Raw genomic sequence first — 16265 nt, forward strand, 5'->3', positions numbered from 1 at the left:
CATGGACATGTCCAAGGCATGCGTGCTGCCCGACGGCGCGGTGCTCCACTACCGTGTCTGGCGGGCCGCACGGTCGCGGGGGCGGGTCGTGCTGCTCCACGGGCTCGCGAGCAACCTCACGCGCTGGTCGGAGTTCGTCGAGCACACGTGTCTGAAGGACCGGTGGGATCTGCTTCGTCCCGACCTGCGCGGCCACGGCGGCTCGTTCACGCGGGGCCGCCTGAGCATGGAAATCTGGAGCGACGACCTGCGCGCGCTGCTCGACGCCGAAGGATGCGAGCGCGCGGTGTTCGTCGGACACAGTCTCGGCGCGCACGTGGCGCTGCACTTCGCCGCGCGGCATCGGGAAAGCGTGCTCGGTCTCGCATTGATCGACCCGGCGTTTCCGGAGGCGTTGCGCGGCAGAATGCGCTGGCTGCGTCCGTTCGCACCGGCACTGCGCGCCGCCGGCGCGCTCCTCGGGTTTCTCAACCGCCTCGGACTGCGGCGCAAGGTCCTCCCGCAGCGCGACCTGCGCGCACTGGACGAGCGCGTGCGCGCGGATCTGCTCGCGCACGGGCGCACGGAGGATTTCATCCGCCGCTACTCCTCCGTCCGCGCCGATCTCAAGTACTTTCCGCCCGCGCACTACCTGACCGAGCTCGCGGAGATGCTGAGACCCCTGCCGTCCCTTGCCGGTCTCGATCTGCCCGCGCTCGTCCTGTTGTCGAAGGGGCTCACCTACACCGACCCGGAGCGGACGAGGCGTCTCCTGGCCGGCGCACCGCTCGTGGAGAGTGTCACGGTGGACGCGTTCCACTGGCCGCTGACCGAGAGCCCGGCGGCCGTGCGCGGGGAGATCGAGGCGTGGACGGAGCGCCGCTTTTCCGACCGGGCTCAGTCCACGACGCCCGCATAGAGTTGCGATGGCGCGAGACCGCGGGCGATAAGCTCGGGAGCGACGGCTTCCAGAAACCAGGCGGGGCCGGCGACATAGGCGTCGTAGGCGGCAAGCGCCGCCGCTTCCGTGCCGAGCGAGGCGAGCCATTTTCGCACGCCGGGGCCCGGCGCGCCGGAGGGAACGGCAGGCGTATAGGTGAAATTGTCGAAGGCGTCGGCCCAGGCGCGGCAGAGGTTGTGCAGGTAATGGCCGCCCTCCGTCCGGACACCCCACCACAGGTGCATCGCCTCCGCCGCATCGAGGGCCATCGCCTGCTCGATCAGTCCCTTGACCGGCGCAAAGCCGGTGTCCCAGGCGAGGAACAGAACCGGATTCGCCGATTCGGCGCGCAGCACGAATCGTCCCTCGGGACCGACGACGGAGACGACGTCGCCGTAGCGCAGTCCGTCGAACAGGTGCGCCGAGAACGCGTCGGTGCCCCGGCGCACGTGGAACTGCAGACCGCCCTCTTCGCACGGGCAGCTCGCTATCGGATAGTCGCGGATCAGCCGTTCACCCAGGGCCAGCGTGACCGACTGCCCCGCCAGGAACCGCAGCCGGTTGGCCGGCGCCGTCTGGAGACCCAGCAGCATCACGTCCTCGGCGACGCGTTTCATCGACCTCACCCAGCCGACGAGATGCTGGCGCTCGATGTCGGCCGGACCGCGCGCCTCCGGCGACTCCAGCACGACGTCGGTCACGGCGGTGTGCAGGCAGAGTCGAACGCCATCCCGGCCTTCCGGGCGGGACGCGTCCGCCCCGCCGTCCACGGCCCGCACGTCGCCGGCGACGACGCGCGCGCGGCAGCGGCCGCAGCTCCCGTCGGTGCACCCGTAGGGGAGCGCGAGCCCCGTACGGAGCGCGGCGGCGAGGATGGATTCGTTGCCCTCGACGAAGAACTCGTGACCGCTGGGCTGCACGCGCACGTGGGCCGCAATGATGCGGAGGACCCCGTCCTCGACCGCCAGCGGCGCGACCGCCGGCGCCCCCGCGCGCAGCTCGCGGCGCAGCCATGCGTGCAGCTCCGCGGCCGCCGCGTCCGCGCCGCTCGCCCGCTCGCGCAGACGCTGTTCGAGCACGTCGACCAGGCTCCGGTAGCGGGAGAGCTGCGCGCGCAGCTCCGCCTGCTCCCGGCTCAGCGCCGTCACGCGCGCGGCGAGCACCGAGGCGTCGGGCAGGACGCGCTCGCGCACGCGCCGGGTGTACGCCTCGTCCTTGATGCGGGCGAAGCGCTCGAAGACGCTGTTATCTTCGAGCCTCGCCTCGGGATACAGGCGCAACAGGTCGTCGGAGCGGACGAGCCCTTCGAAGGTCGCCAGTTCACCGGTCTTGATGCGCTTTTGCAGCGCGCCGCGGGGAACGCCGACGAGCCGGGCGGCGCGGGTCAAGGTGAGAAATCGGTCCATTTTCGATAGCCGGCGCCCGAGGGGGCGGGCCTCGACGATAACTCCGGGTCCGCGGTCGGTCCAGACGACCGCGCGCCCGGCTGCCCGTCAGCCCCGGCCCGGCTCCTCGCCCGATCGGGACGCGCGCGCCGCCAGCGGCCGGACGTCGCGCAGACGGCGCAGCCGATCCGAGCGGAAGAAACCGGGATCGGGCAGGGCCTCGGCCGGCCGGGCGATGAAGTAGCCCTGCGCGAAATCCGCACCGATGTCCGATAACAGCTGGAACGTACGCCGATCCTCGACCGACTCGGCGATGGTCTGCTTCCCGAGCGCCTGCGCGATCTGGACGATGGATCGCACCATGACCTGATCCAGAGCGTCGGCCGATGCCTTCTCGACGAAGGCACCCGATATCTTGATGAACGAGACCGGCAGGTGCTTGAGATAATTCAGCGAGCTGAACCCCGAACCGAAGTCGTCGAGCGCGAACCGGCAGCCGAGCCGGCCGAGGTCTTCCATCACCCGCCGCGCCTGCTCCACGTGGCGCACGGCCACCTGCTCGGTGATCTCGAACACGAGCGCGGCGCCGGGAACGCGCTGCTGCTTGAGATTGTCGGCGACGACGCGCAGCAGCGCCTCGCCGTCGTCGAACGCCTGGCCCGAGAGGTTCACGAAGAAGGTGGCCTCGCGCCCGGTCGCGCGCAGGCCCGCGTGCATGGCGCAGGCCTGCCGGATCACCCAGTGGTCGAGCTCGAGGAGCATGCCGAAGCGGTTGGCGAGCGGCAGGAACGCCGAGGGCGCCATCAGCTCCCCGTCGGCGCCCGCGAGCCGCAGCAGCAGCTCGTAGCGCTCGCCGCTCGCGTCGTTCAGGCTCACGATGGGCTGTGAGACCAGCTTGAGCGAGTTGTCGCGGATGGCGCCCGCCAGCTGATCCGACCATTCCGGCTCGTGCTGCCGCCGCTCGCCCTGCGCCTCGTCCGGCTCATCGATCCAGTAGCGGTTGCCGCCGCGCGCCTTGGCCTGCTCGCACGCCGTCTGAGCCCGGTCGAGCGCCTGCTCGATCGAGCGCGTGCCGTCGAGAACGGCGATGCCGATGCTCGCCGCGATGCCGAACGATTCCTCGCGCTCCACGAAGTGGAAGTCCTGGATGACCTGATTGATCGAGCGCGCGACCTTGATGGCGCCTTCGCGATTGACCCGGCGCACGAGCGCGACGAACTCGTCGCCGCCGACGCGCGCGAGCAGGTCGTTCTCGCGAATGTGCGCGCGCAGGATGCCGGCGATCTGCCCCAGCAACCGGTCTCCCGCGCCGTGGCCCAGCGCGTCGTTGATCCGCCTGAAACCGTCGAGATCGATGTACAGCACCGCGTGCGCCCCACCCTCCCTGCCCAGTCGCCCGCGCTCGAGCTCGAGCTGGCGCCCGAGGTAGCGTCGATTCGCGAGCCCGGTCAGGGAATCGCACTCCGCGCGCCGGAGCGCCTGCTCGCGCTGCCGCAGCAGGCCGATCGTCGCGCTCAGCGCCTCGCGAATGGCCGCGATCTCGCGGTCGCCGCCGTCGCCCATGTGCACCTCGGTCTCGCCGCGCGCCAGCCGCGCGAGCGGCTCCTGGAGGGCGATAAGGGGGGCAAGCGCCTTGCGGATCATGTGTCGGCCCATGAACAGCGCGAGGAGGAAAACGGCGGCCAGCGCGACGCTGCCCGCGATCAGGCTCTTGAGGAACGCCGCGCGCTCGTGCCCGGGATCGAGGCCGAAGTCGATGTAGCCGATCACCCGGACGGCCTCGGCACGCGCACCCTGCTGCAGATCCCGCAGCCCGACGGCCGGGAGCGCGCGGATGCGAACCGGCGCGATGATCCGCACGATGCCGACATGGTTTCCGGCCCCCTGCACGAGGAAGGGTGCGTCCTGGGTCGCGACCTCGTTCGCCGCCTGCGTTTCTTCGGGCGTCAGCTCCGCGGGCGCGAACCGTTCGCGTCCGTCCTTGACGTACTCGCCGAGCAGGCGTTCGCCCTTGGCATCGTAGTAGCGCACGTAGGCGATCTCGGGGTGCTGCGCCAGTTCCCCGGCGATCTCCTGCATGATCGGATCCCGGCGCGGGGAGAGATAGAGCGGCGTTCCCTGCTCGTCCAGCTCGGCGAGCCACTGCGCCGCCTGCTTGCGCAGACTGTCCTCGACCAGCTGTCCGCCCGTCCACCAGAGACCGGCGAGCGTGAGCACGCAGGCGCCGAGGATGCCGACGCCGAGCCAGCCGAGCAGCCGGTCGAGCAGGCTGCGCCCCGGCGGGACATCCGGGCTCCGTCCGCGCGCGGAATCCTCCGGATTCGAGCGCGCTTCGACACCCCTCTCGTCAAAAGACATACGCGCCTCCCTGCAGAGGCCGCGGCACGGTCAGACCGAGGTGCCGAGCCACGAGTGGATTGATCTCGACGCGCGCCCGCGTGAGCGCGAGCACGTCGTCCCGTTTCTTGCCGCCGAGTCCGTTGATCTGCGCGATGACCTGCTCCGCCACGTCTCCGTACTCGCTCTCCACGCTGAGAAGCGCGCCGTAGGGGAGCAGCTGCGGGCTGAACGCGAGCACGCTCATGCCCTGCCTCACGCTGTGGGAAAGCGCCTCGCGCAAGACCTCGGCGCTGAGCACCTGTCGGTCCGGCGCCAGCCACACGCCCTGGATTCCGCGATCGAGTCGCTTCACGGCGTACAGCAGCTCCTTGTCGGAACGCACCTCAACGTGCTCGAGCTCGAGCTGCGCGCGCTTTGCGGCGGCGCGCGCTTCATCCGCCAGTTCCTTGAGGCCCGGGCCGGTGAGCAGCGCCACCCGCCGCAGCCGCGGATCCAGCAGCTTCCACGCCTGAAGCTGTTTCGCCGCCGGCGGCATCGCCTTTACGCCCCGGCGGGCAAGCCCGGCGTCCGTTCCGTCGTAGTTGTAAACCTGGCAGAAAACCACGGGGCGCGCGGAGATCAGCGTGGCGGCGTGCAGCGCCTCCGGCCCGATGGCGACGATCGGAACGCCGCGTTCGACTTCGAGTGCGTCGACCATCTGGCGCGGATCGAACGCGCTCCCCCCGAGCCGGTAGACGACGGGTGTCGGATACAGACGTTGTACGAGTATCTCGGCCACCCCTTCGTACGCGGGGAGGGCATCGCTGACGAGAATGGCGACACGGCCGGGCGGTGCCGGCTCTCCGTCCATGCGGTCCGGGCGCGTCCCGAACTGGGCGCAACCGGCGAGAACGGCGAGCAGCAACCACAAAGGCAGGAGGGGCGGTCGAGCGCGCGCGCCGGTCCGGCAGGATGCTTCCGCCATGGTTCTCGCCCCCTTGGAACTCTTATTAGTCGCCCGCGTTACCCGGCTGTTCTGTTCGTTGACTTCCGTGTCCCACGCGTTCGAAGTCTAGCCGCTGACCCCCTCATCGACAACGCAATATCCGCGTTTTTACAGGTGTTGGCTAATGCCGTTCATCGGCCATCCGCTCGCGTACGGCCGCTAAGTCCCGGACGAAACGCGCATATTCCAGGTGGCGCGCGTCGTGGTCGATCACGCGCAGTATCGCGGACGGATGAAGGGTGACGAAGGCACAATCGGCGATTCCCGCCTTCAGGAACCGTCCGCGACAGTCCTTGATCCGCACCGTGCGACCGAAGACGGCGCGGGCGGCGGTGCTCCCCAGGCACACGACGACGCGCGGACGAACGACCGCGATCTCCGCGACGAGCCAGGGGTTGCAGGCGTCGATCTCTCCCTCGCGCGGCCGCTGATGCAAGCGGCGCTTGCCGCGCGCGGCCCACTTGAAGTGCTTCACTGCGTTGGTGATGTAGACCGATTCGCGTGGAATGCCCGCATCGGCGAGCGCGCGCTCGAGCAGCCGGCCGGCGGGTCCGACAAAGGGGTGGCCTTCGCGGTCCTCGCGGTCACCCGGCTGCTCGCCGACGAGCACGAGCTGCGCCGAGCGGGCGCCCTCCCCGAAAACCGTCTGCGTCGCGTTGCGGTAGAGGTCGCAGCCGGTACATCCGGCGGCGGCCCGGCGCAGCGCCGCAAGACCGAGGCGCGCGGGCACGAAGGCCGCGGCCGAACGCGGACGGCTTGCGCGGCTGTCGCCGCCGGCGTTAGCCCTTGTCTTCATCGAGCCAGCCCTTCACCTCGTCGACCACCTGTACGGTCAGACGCGCCAGGGCGGCATCCATCGCGGAACCGGGCGCGGCCTGTCCACCCGTTTCACCGATCTCCACTCCGTACAGAATCAGCCGCCCGGGGACGACGCCGAGCTGTCGCGCCAGCGCGACCGTCTCCGCCACGCCGAAGTGGTGTGTCGACGCCGGGTGCGACCCGCCCGCGCGGGCGATCGTCTCCTCCTCGAGCCGATGCACCGTGCCGAACGCGGCACCGGTGACCATGCCGTCGATCAGCACAACCGCTTTCGCGCCGTGCCAAAGATCGATCAGTCGCGCACCCGGACGGTCCGCCGCCCGTAGCGCGATGCGCTTCGCCTGGGCGCGCACGTACGGGTCCTGCCGGAGGGCGGCAATGGCCTCCAGACCAAGCCGGTCATCTCCGTAAGGAGAACCGATTCCTATGATGAGCACGGCCGGAGTGGCGGACATCGGTCTAGGGCGCTTTCCCAATTGGGCACGGTGCGGATCGCGCTATTAAATAGAGAGGGCTCCCCTGCACGCAAGGCGATGGAACACCGAGTCCTGCATCTCCCGCGCTCCGATTGCCGCATCCTGCTCGAACGTCAGGGTCCTTCTCTGGGCCTGTGGCGTGCCGCCGAAGTGGCGGTCCTGCGGGAGCAACGGTTTGCGCCACCCGTGCTGGACCTGGGCTGCGGCGACGGCCTCGTCACGTCGCTGGTGCTGCGCCGCGTGGACTACGGCGTCGATCCCTCGATCGCGGCGCTCGCTCGGGCGGACGCGCTCGGTCTGTACGGAGAGTTGATCGCGCGTCCCGTCGAGCACGCCGGCATCGCGCCGGGAAGCATCGGCACGGTCCTCAGCAACTCGGTGCTGGAGCACCTGCCGGACCCGGCGCTCGTGCTCCGTGCCGTCGCGCGCCTGCTCCGGTCCGGCGGACGGCTCGTCTTCACCACACCGAGCGAAGGTTTCTCGCCGTCGCTCGGGCTACCCTTCGACGCCTATCGGCGCTGGCGCAACCGGACCTACGGCCACCTGAACCTGTGGAGTCCGGAACGCTGGAGGAGCGAGCTCGATCGGGCGGGTCTGTCGGTCGAATACGTCCGCGCTTATCTGCGTCCTTCCCTCGTCCGTCTCTGGGATCTGATCGATCTCCCACAGCAGCTGCGCCTTCGACATGCGGCTCCTTTCGGCGCCTTGTGGCGTCGCCTCCCGGCGGCAGCCCTCGAATACCTGGCGGCCCGGCTGTCGGCGTGCGACCTCGCGGCGCCGCCTCCCGGCGGCGGGCAGTTGATCGTGGCATGCAAGGCGGCATGACACTCGTGGCTGACACCTCTCGTGGCGGCACTCGCACGAGGAGCGGGCGGCACTCCGCTGCGGGGATGGCACGCCTGCCCGAGACCCGAACAAGACCGCGCAGGCCTCGGGGCTGACGTCGCGTGCAACGCGGCGCCGCATTGCGGACACGCCTCCGCTCCGCGAGCCCAGCGGCGGCGCTCGACTCCGGTTCGCTTCCTATCATCCGGTCTTTGCGTTAGTGTCTGACGCGGGTCCGGAGACATGCAGACCGCGAGGCTCGCAAAAGAACGGCTGGACGATCTGGTTCGCCTGCTGCGGGAGCGCGGCTACCGCGTCCTTGGACCCAGGGTGCGCGCGGGCGCGGTCATGCTCGACGAAATCGACAGCGCGGCCGACCTGCCGCGCGGCGTCAAAAGCGCGCAGGAGCCGGGCAGCTATCGCCTCGTGGACAGCGCGGACGGACGCTACTTCGACTTCGTCAACGGTCCGGAATCGCTCAAGCGGCTGCTGTTCGCGCCGGAGGAAACGCTCTGGACCGTAACCGACGGCGAGGTGCGCTTCAACGAAGCCGCCGCCGAGGCGCCGCCCACGGCGGTCATCGGCGCGCGCGCCTGCGACATCGCCGGGATGCGGGTGCAGGACCGCACGTTTCTCGCCGGGCAATACTCTTCCCATACGGACCCGTACTACGCGGCGCGGCGCGAGAAACTGTTCCTCGTCGCGGTCAACTGCACGCGCTCGGCCGGCACCTGCTTCTGTGCCTCCATGGGTACGGGGCCGCGGGTGCGCGAGGCGTTCGATCTCGCGCTCACGGAGCTCGACGATTGCTTTCTGGTTGAGGCTGGGAGCGCGGCCGGCGAGAACGTCGCGAAGCAGCTGCCGCTCGTGAACGCGCCGGCGTCCGATCGCGCGGCCGCCGACCGCGCCATCGAGGGCGCGGCGAAGAGCCAGGTACGCCGGCTCGACTCGGACGGTATCTACGAGCTTCTCTTCAACAACCTCGAGCACCCGCGCTGGGACGACGTGGCCTCGCGCTGTCTCTCGTGCGCCAACTGCGTCATGGTCTGCCCGACCTGCTTCTGTCACAAGGAGCACGACGAGACCGGCCTCGACGGCGCGCAATCGGCGCACAAGCGCCAGTGGGATGCCTGCTTCACGCTCGGGCATGGCTCGGTGCACGGCGCGCGCCTGCGCCCGCAGATTCGCCAGCGTTACCGCCAATGGCTCACGCACAAGGTCGCGTCGTGGATACCGCAGTTCGGGGTGTCGGGTTGCGTGGGCTGCGGGCGCTGCATCACCTGGTGTCCGACCGGAATCGACCTCACGGAGGAAGTCGCGGCCATTCGGGCCACGCCGGGGTTGCGGGGATGAGCGCGGTGGCACGCAACCCCTATCTGCCGATGACGGCCGAGGTCGTCGAGCGGATCGAGGAAGCGCCGGACGTCTACACCCTGCGCGTGCGCCTGCGCCACGCGGCCGAACGCGCCGCCTACCGCTTCGCTCCCGGCCAGTTCAACATGCTCTATCTCTTCGGGGTGGGCGAGGTTCCGATCTCGATCTCCTCCGATCCGGACGAACACGAGCTCGTCGACCATACGATCCGCGCCGTGGGGCGCGTGACCGAGGGACTGGTCCGCCTCGGGCCGGGCGCACGACTGGGTCTCCGGGGGCCGTTCGGCACCGGCTGGCCGTTCGCCGTCGCGCAGGGACGCGCCCTCCTCATGATCACGGGCGGTCTGGGCTGCGCCCCGACCAACTCCGCGATCGAGTACGCCATCAAGCGCCGCTCGCAGTACGGCCCCATCACGATCGCGCACGGCGTGAAGCGGCCCCAGGATCTCATCTACGGCGCGCGCTTTGCTGCCTGGGAAAAGGCGCCCGACACCCGCGTGCTCCTTTCGGCCGACCGCCCGGACCCGAACTGGCGGGGACGCAGCGGGCTCGTCACCGCCCTGCTCGACGAGATCGATCCGGGTCTCATCCGGGACGGCTTCACCCTGATGTGCGGGCCGGAGCCGATGATGCGCTCGGTGGCCGAGAACTTGCTCAAGCGCGGCGCCGCGCTCGAGCGCATCTACCTCTCGCTCGAGCGCAACATGCAATGCGCGCTCGGGCACTGCGGGAACTGTCAGTTCGGCAAGGAGTTCCTGTGCAAGGACGGCCCGGTCTTTCCGTATGCCCGCGTGCGCGCGCTGCTGCCGGTGGGAGGCTACTGAGATGGCGAAGCCGCGCGTCGCGGTGCACAAGTTCACGTCCTGCGACGGCTGTCAGCTGCAGTTTCTGACCCTGGAAGCCGAGCTGCTCACGCTCGCCGACCGGGTCGAGATCGTTCATTTCTGGGAGGCCTCGAGCGACATCGGACCCGGCCCCTACGACGTGTCCTTCCTCGAGGGCTCGGTTTCGACCGAGGAGAACCTGGAGCGCGTGCGCGAGATCCGCGCCGTGAGCCAGGTCGTGATCGCGATCGGCGCCTGCGCCGCGGCCGGCGGAATCCAGGCGCTGCGCAACCGCCACCGGCACGAGGACTTCCTCAAGGCCGCCTACCCGCAACCGGAACACATCGATTCGCTTCCGCACTCCACGGCGTTCAGCGATCACATCAGGGTCGACTACGCGCTCCCCGGCTGCCCGCCCGATCAGGGCGAGCTGAAGCGCGTGCTCGCCGACCTGCTCGCCGGCGTAAGGCCGCGCGTGCCCGACGAGTCGGTGTGCATGGAGTGCAAGCGCGCCGGCAACGTCTGCGTGCTCGTCGCCAGCGGCGAGCCGTGCATGGGGCCGGTCACGCGCATCGGTTGCGGCGCCCTCTGCCCCGCCCACGAACGCGACTGCTACGGCTGCTTCGGTCCACAGGCCGGCGGCAATCCGGTCGCGCTCGGGCGGCGCTTTCTGGGCCTCGGTCTTTCCGGGGACGCGATCGCGCGCCGCTATCGCTTCATCTACAACTGGGATCCGACCTTTCGCGAGGCGGCGGAAATCTGGGAAAAGGCGGCCGACGAGCACGCGCCGCTGCCCGGCCCCGGCGAGGTGCCGTGAGCGAGCGCCGCGTCGAGGTGCCCGTGCTGACGCGCGTCGAGGGCGAAGGGGCGTTGCATGTCCGCATCGAGAACGGTTCGGTCACCGACCTCCGTCTGCGCATCTTCGAGCCGCCGCGCTTCTTCGAGCAGTTCCTCGTCGGGCGCACCTGGAAGGAGGTGACCGACATCGTCACGCGGATCTGCGGCATCTGCCCGGTCGCGTACCAGATGAGCGCGAGCCACGCGATCGAACAGGCCTTCGGCGTCGCCGTGACGCCGGAAATCCGCGCGCTCCGGCGCCTTTACTATTGCGGCGAGTGGATCGAGAGCCACAGCCTGCACATACACCTCCTCGCCGCGCCGGACTTTTACGGCCAACCCAACGTGATGGCGCTCGCGAAGGTGCAGCCCGAGGCCGTGCGCCGCGGCATGCGGCTCCAGGGCATCGGCAACCGGATCATCGCGCTGCTGAGCGGACGCCCGGTCAATCCGGTCGGCGTGCGCCCCGGGGGTTTCTATCGGGCGCCCGAGGTGGCCGAGCTGCGCGCGCTGGCCGGTAGCCTGCGCGAAGCGCTGCCGGAGGCCGAGGCGATGGTGCGCTGGACGGCGGGACTGGCGTTTCCGACGGTCGAGCGGGACGCGCCCTTCGTGTCGCTGCGCCACCCGGACGAGTATCCCATGAACGAGGGCCGGATCGCGTCGAGCGCCGGCGTCGACATCTCGGCGGCCGACTTCGCCGACCGCATCCGCGAGCACCAGGTGCCGCACTCGACGGCGCTGCACGCGCACCTCGACGGGCGCCCCTACTGGGTCGGGCCGCTCCCGCGGCTCAACAACAACCTCGACCGCCTCCCGCCCGAGACCGCGCGCCTGATGCGTCAGACGGGCATCGCCTTTCCGAGCGCGAACCCCTACCACAGCATCGTCGCACGCGCCCTCGAGGTGCACCTCTCGCTGATCGAGGCTTTGCGCGTGGCCGAGGGTTACACGCGGCGCATCAAGCCTCACGTGGAGGTCGAGCCGCGCTCGGGCACGGGAACGGCCGCCACCGAGGCGCCCCGCGGCATCCTCTGGCACCGCTATGCGTTCGACACCGAGGGCGTAGTGCGAGCGGCGACGATCGTCCCCCCGACGAGCCAGAACCAGGCGCAGATGGAGGCCGACCTGCGCGCGAGCGTGCTCGAGTCCCTCGCGCTCGACGACGATCGTCTGCGCCACCGGCTGGAGGCCGACATCCGCAACTACGACCCGTGCATCTCGTGCTCGACGCACTTTTTGAAGCTGAACATAGAGCGGACGGACCGGGACTGAGCGGATCGGTCCTCAGCGCGCGGTCGTCAGCGCCGCCAGACCCGCCTCGAGGGTGGGATAGCGCAGGCTCACGCCCAGCTCGGCGCGCATCCTGCGATTGTCGATACGGCGGGACTCCGCGAGATAGCCGCGCATTCCCTCGCTCACGCGCTCGCGTACGCTCGCCAGCGGCAGCACGGGCGGGCGGGGCAACCCGAGGGCGTCGGCCACCTTGAAGAAGTAATCCGTCATCGTCGTCGGGTGACCGTCCGAGACGTTGTAGACGCCGCCGTCGCCGCCGCGGCGCATGGCGGCGATGCACACCTGAGCGAGATCGTCGGCGTGGATGCGATTCGTGTAGGGCGCCTCCTCCTCGCGCACGAGCGGCTCGCCTGCGCGAATGCGATCGACCGGCAGACGTCCCGGCGCGTAGATTCCGGGCACGCGGAGGATCACCGTCCCGACTTCGAAGCGCGCGCCGAAAGCCCGCAATGCCTCCTCCGCGTCGAGACGCCGGCGGGCGCGATCCGCGCCCGGTTTCGGCGGGCGTTCCTCCGTGACCCAGGCACCGGCGCAGTCGCCGTACACGCCGGTCGTGCTGATGTAGACGATCCGCCGCGGCCGCCGTTCCGGCAAAAGGGCTTCGAGCAGACCTCGCATCCGCGGATCGTGCACGCCTTTCGCCGGCGGAGGCGCGAAGTAATAAAGGAGCGTGTCGTGCGTGGGCAGTTCGCGCAACGATTCGGGCTGGTCCAGATCCCCCGCGACCGGTGCGATTCCCTCGGTGCGAAGCCGGGCGGCGCTCTCCTCGCTGCGCGCCAGCGCGCTCACCCTCGCGCGCTGCGCGCGCTCGAGCCGGGCGACGCGCGTGCCGATGTCGCCGCAGCCTACCATGAAGACCGGGCTCATCGCGGTTCGCCCTGCCCGAAGCGCTCGGCGGTCTCGAGGAACGTGATCTCTTCGGGGGTGCTCGCCCTCCCGAGAATCGCGTTGCGATGCGGGAATCGCCCGAAGCGCTCGATGATGTCGCGGTGCTTGACGGCGTAGTCGAGAAATCCCTGCAGCTGCGCGGCCGCCGCCGGGAATTCGCGCACGAGATGCTCGTAGACTCGCACCGACCGTCGTTGCAAGCCGCGATCCTCCGCGTGCTCGAGCGGCAGATAAAAGAACGCGCGCTCGATCGGCGCGAGCTGGCCGTCCTGTCCCTCTTCGAGGCCGGCGAGCGCGTGCCGCAGGGCATGCGTGTCGCAGGCGAAGGCGCGCGGCGTGCCCCGGAACAGGTTGCGCGGGAACTGGTCGAGCAGGAGGATGAGCGCGAGGCGGCCGCGCGCCGTCTCGCCCCAGGCGTCCAGGCTCCCGCTGACCGCCAGCTCGACGTCATCGGCGAAGCGCGCGCGGATGGCGTCGTCCATCTCGCTCGCGCCTCCGAACCAGAGCCGCGAACGGTCCCCGCGCGGGAAACCGTCCGGTCCGAGCGGACCGAACCAGAAATTCAGAAGATCGTCCTGCCGCGCCACTGCCTGCTCCGTCATCGCCGCCCGCCTTGCCGCCCGAGACGCGTGTTATAACACGGCCCACGGACAGCGACGCAGGAGGTCGTCATGGAAGAAGACATCAGACGTCGAGTGGATGCGCAGCGGTCGAGCCTCGTGCGCCGTCTCGAATCCCGGCTCGACGTTCCGCTCGCGGTCCTGGGCCTCGCCTGGCTTGCCCTGCTGGTTTTCGAGCTGACGCTCGGGCTCAGCCCTTTTCTCGCGCGCCTGGGCCTCGCGATCTGGGTCGTGTTCGTCATCGACTTCGGCTTCAAGTTCGCGCTCGCGCCCGACCGGGTGCGTTACCTGCGCCGCCACTGGCTCACCGCGCTGTCGCTCGCCATTCCGGCGCTGCGCTCGGTCCGCGCGCTGCGCGCCCTTCGGGTGCTGCGGGCCGCGCGCACCGTGCGGGGATTGCGCTTGCTGCGGCTGGTCACCTCCTGGAACCGCGGCATGCGCGCGCTCGGCCGCACCATGCGCCGGCGGGGGTTCGGCTACGTGATGCTCCTCACTCTACTCGTCCTCGTCAGCGGCGCGGCCGGTATGTATGCGTTCGAGAGGGGCGTGTCGCCGGAGCGCGGGATCGACGATTACGGCTCGGCCCTCTGGTGGACCGCGATGATCCTCGCCACCATGGGATCCGAGTACTGGCCGCGGACGCCCGAGGGGCGGCTGCTGTGCCTGCTGCTGGCCGTGTACGGCTTCACGGTGTTCGGGTACGTCACAGCGGCGCTGGCCAGCTTCTTCATCAGCCGCGACACCGAGCAACAGGCGGTCCGACGGCGCGACACGGCGCGCGAAATCGCCGCGCTGCGTCGACAGGAGCAGCCGGACCACCGTGCATGACGCTACCGGCCGGAAGGACGGGAACGACGCGAGCGCGTGCGCGCGCGCTGAAGCGCGACCCGGTATACCGTGCCCGGAATGACGCGCGCCGCGTCCTCCTGGCGGAAACGGTCGTTGTAGTAACGACCGAACTCCGGATCGAGGCGTTCGCGGTAGTCCTCGTGGTTGCGCTGATACTTCCAGGAACACGCCAGGCGCACGGACGCCGGATGCTCGCCGCGGCCGACGCCGCAGACCCAGTGATCGAGGAACGGCCGGGACCCGCCCGTGCGGTTGATGCACAGAAACGCCACCGAGCGACGGTCGATCAGGCCGGCGATCTCGTCCGGCGTCGTGCAATCGGTGTGCTCGACCCGGAAGCGCGAGGGCCCGCCGAGTGCCGCCAGCATGCGCTCCATCGCGAAGCGCAGGACCTGCGGGTCGCCCCGGTAGCGGTCCGTGCCGACGGTGCCGGAAAGAAAATCCGTGAGGTAAGGCATCCCTCGGATCGCACGATGCCACAGCGTCATGGTGACCGTGGTACCGGTGAGCGCGGTGTACGCGTTGGCGAGCGCATAGAGAAAGCAGGCGCCGTCGAAGGCGCCCTGCGAGTAGATGCGCCGGCGCGCCATTACAGCAGGTCCTCCGGCTCCATCGGCCGCCACGCCGCGCGCGCAAGCCGCCAGTCTCCCCGCTCGGCGGCGAAGTCCAGGTCGAAGCGGTAGAGGTCGCCGCGCAGGCCCGCGAGGTCGGCCGAGTCGGCGATGCGTTCGCCCGCCATCGCGACCAGCAACACGACCTGCGCCCGGTCGGCGGCGGGAAAGCGCAGGTCCTGCACGCGCGTGACGAGATAGATCTCGCCATGGCGCAGCAGCCAGACGCGCAAGACCGCCTCGACGCGCCGGCGGTCGTTGCCTTCAGCGTCGCTGTAGCGTTCGGAGAGGAGCGGCCTCAGGGCGCCGAAGTCCTTCGCCTCGACCGCGGCCTCCGCGCCGCGCAGCAGCTCGCGCAGCTCGCGTTCGGGATCGGTCGTGCCGCGGCAGCCGGCGACCGGCAGCGAGGAGACGACCAGGAGGACGGCGATCGAGACGGCCCGGAGGGAGCGCATGCCGCCGATTTATATCATCGGGAGGCAGCACCGCCCAGAGACAAAACCCGCGGCGTGAGCGGGAGAACCGGCTCAGGCGGTGGCGTCGAGCGCGGTCAGAAGCTGCTTGTTGTTGCGCGCGCGCAGCAGGTTCCAGTAGCCGAACAGGTTCACTTTCTGCTTGTCGACCACCTCGAGCTCGGTTTCACGCACGAAGGTCTTCAGGCAGAAATCCGGATGGAAACCGACGACGCGCGAGAGCGGCGCGAGCAGGCTCTCGACGCCGCCGATGACGGGATTCAGGCTGTGGAAGTGATTGACGATGTAGATTTCCCCGTCCGCCCGGCAGACGCGGCGCATCTCGTCGACCAGACGGCGCGGATGCGGCACGACCGAAACCACGTACATCGCGACGACCTTGTCGAAGCTGTCGTCGGGAAAGCTCATGTGCTCGGCGTCCATCACGTGCAGCTCGACGTTATCCCCGATTCCGTCGCGACCGAGGCGCTCGCGGGCTCGCTCGAGCATCTCGGGCGAGACGTCGATGCCCGTCACGTGCACGCCGCGCGGGTACAGCGGCAGCGAAAGGCCGGTGCCCACCCCGACCTCGAGCACGCGCTGGCCGGGCCGGCAGTTCATGTGCCGGAGCACCGCCTTGCGGCCGGGTTGGAAAAGCGCGCCGAAGTAAAGGTCGTAGAGCCGGGCGTAGCGCCGGTAGGCTTTTTTTATTGCTTCGATCTCCATCCATGCGCTCCCGTGACTTGCGAAAAACCGGAACCGGACCGC

17 protein-coding genes are annotated in these 16265 nt (G+C 69.8%); 7 read left to right on the top strand and 10 right to left on the bottom strand.

Features of this window, described 5'->3' with window-relative positions; translation table 11 throughout:
- Positions 1–7 precede the first annotated feature (7 nt).
- A complete protein-coding gene (locus SVA_RS10550; protein ID WP_169924057.1) occupies positions 8–898 on the top strand; it encodes an alpha/beta fold hydrolase in 891 nt (296 codons plus the stop codon).
- Here SVA_RS10550 and SVA_RS10555 read toward each other — a convergent pair.
- From SVA_RS10555 to SVA_RS10575, 5 genes are all read right to left on the bottom strand, one after another.
- Positions 877–2325, bottom strand: coding sequence for a 2Fe-2S iron-sulfur cluster-binding protein (locus tag SVA_RS10555; RefSeq protein WP_096461184.1), 1449 nt, complete (start codon positions 2323–2325; stop codon positions 877–879). The genes SVA_RS10550 and SVA_RS10555 overlap by 22 nt on opposite strands.
- An 87-nt stretch (positions 2326–2412) precedes the next feature.
- Positions 2413–4662, bottom strand: a complete 2250-nt coding sequence (locus tag SVA_RS10560) for a putative bifunctional diguanylate cyclase/phosphodiesterase (protein ID WP_096461185.1) — start codon at positions 4660–4662, stop codon at positions 2413–2415.
- On the bottom strand, positions 4652–5608 hold the full coding sequence (locus SVA_RS10565; protein ID WP_096461186.1) for an ABC transporter substrate-binding protein: 957 nt from the start codon (positions 5606–5608) through the stop codon (positions 4652–4654). Before SVA_RS10565 ends, SVA_RS10560 begins: the two co-directional genes overlap by 11 nt.
- Positions 5609–5750: 142 nt before the next feature.
- Positions 5751–6425, bottom strand: a complete 675-nt coding sequence (locus SVA_RS10570) for a UdgX family uracil-DNA binding protein (RefSeq protein ID WP_096461187.1) — start codon at positions 6423–6425, stop codon at positions 5751–5753.
- Complete coding sequence (locus tag SVA_RS10575; protein WP_096461188.1) at positions 6409–6903, bottom strand: hydrogenase maturation protease; 495 nt, start codon at positions 6901–6903, stop codon at positions 6409–6411. Before SVA_RS10575 ends, SVA_RS10570 begins: the two co-directional genes overlap by 17 nt.
- Before the next feature lie 78 nt (positions 6904–6981).
- On the opposite strand from SVA_RS10575, the gene SVA_RS10580 reads away from it, so the two are divergent.
- The 5 genes from SVA_RS10580 (at position 6982) to SVA_RS10600 (ending at position 12056) form a co-directional block, all read left to right on the top strand.
- Positions 6982–7749 carry a class I SAM-dependent methyltransferase gene (locus tag SVA_RS10580; RefSeq protein WP_096461189.1) on the top strand — a complete coding sequence of 256 codons (768 nt, stop codon included), beginning with the start codon at positions 6982–6984 and terminating at the stop codon, positions 7747–7749.
- A 243-nt stretch (positions 7750–7992) separates the two neighbouring features.
- On the top strand, positions 7993–9102 hold the full coding sequence (locus SVA_RS10585) for a 4Fe-4S dicluster domain-containing protein (protein WP_096461190.1): 1110 nt from the start codon (positions 7993–7995) through the stop codon (positions 9100–9102).
- Between the two features lie 5 nt (positions 9103–9107).
- Complete coding sequence (locus SVA_RS10590) at positions 9108–9947, top strand: FAD/NAD(P)-binding protein (protein WP_197703164.1); 840 nt, start codon at positions 9108–9110, stop codon at positions 9945–9947.
- A gap of 1 nt (position 9948) precedes the next feature.
- Positions 9949–10764 carry an NADH-quinone oxidoreductase subunit B family protein gene (locus tag SVA_RS10595; protein ID WP_096461192.1) on the top strand — a complete coding sequence of 272 codons (816 nt, stop codon included), beginning with the start codon at positions 9949–9951 and terminating at the stop codon, positions 10762–10764.
- Positions 10761–12056 carry a Ni/Fe hydrogenase subunit alpha gene (locus SVA_RS10600; RefSeq protein ID WP_096461193.1) on the top strand — a complete coding sequence of 432 codons (1296 nt, stop codon included), beginning with the start codon at positions 10761–10763 and terminating at the stop codon, positions 12054–12056. The genes SVA_RS10595 and SVA_RS10600 overlap by 4 nt, the downstream gene beginning before the upstream one ends.
- A 12-nt stretch (positions 12057–12068) precedes the next feature.
- Here SVA_RS10600 and SVA_RS10605 read toward each other — a convergent pair whose 3' ends face one another.
- Together SVA_RS10605 and SVA_RS10610 are read right to left on the bottom strand one after the other, a co-directional pair.
- Positions 12069–12944, bottom strand: coding sequence for an SDR family oxidoreductase (locus SVA_RS10605; RefSeq protein ID WP_096461194.1), 876 nt, complete (start codon positions 12942–12944; stop codon positions 12069–12071).
- Positions 12941–13567 (bottom strand): DUF924 family protein, encoded by a 627-nt coding sequence (locus tag SVA_RS10610; RefSeq protein ID WP_096461195.1) that lies wholly within the window; start codon positions 13565–13567, stop codon positions 12941–12943. The genes SVA_RS10605 and SVA_RS10610 overlap by 4 nt, the downstream gene beginning before the upstream one ends.
- Before the next feature lie 69 nt (positions 13568–13636).
- Between SVA_RS10610 and SVA_RS10615 the strand changes: the two genes are divergently transcribed.
- Positions 13637–14413 (top strand): potassium channel family protein, encoded by a 777-nt coding sequence (locus SVA_RS10615; protein ID WP_096461196.1) that lies wholly within the window; start codon positions 13637–13639, stop codon positions 14411–14413.
- A 2-nt stretch (positions 14414–14415) separates the two neighbouring features.
- On the opposite strand, the gene SVA_RS10620 is transcribed toward SVA_RS10615, so the two are convergent.
- The 3 genes from SVA_RS10620 to SVA_RS10630 form a co-directional block, all read right to left on the bottom strand.
- Positions 14416–15024, bottom strand: coding sequence for a hypothetical protein (locus SVA_RS10620; RefSeq protein WP_096461197.1), 609 nt, complete (start codon positions 15022–15024; stop codon positions 14416–14418).
- On the bottom strand, positions 15024–15500 hold the full coding sequence (locus tag SVA_RS10625; RefSeq protein WP_096461198.1) for a hypothetical protein: 477 nt from the start codon (positions 15498–15500) through the stop codon (positions 15024–15026). The genes SVA_RS10620 and SVA_RS10625 overlap by 1 nt, the downstream gene beginning before the upstream one ends.
- A gap of 72 nt (positions 15501–15572) precedes the next feature.
- A complete protein-coding gene (locus SVA_RS10630) occupies positions 15573–16223 on the bottom strand; it encodes a class I SAM-dependent methyltransferase (protein WP_096461199.1) in 651 nt (216 codons plus the stop codon).
- Positions 16224–16265: the final 42 nt, after the last annotated feature.

The organism is Sulfurifustis variabilis, from assembly GCF_002355415.1.
GTDB classification, from domain to species: Bacteria; Pseudomonadota; Gammaproteobacteria; order Acidiferrobacterales; family Sulfurifustaceae; genus Sulfurifustis; species Sulfurifustis variabilis.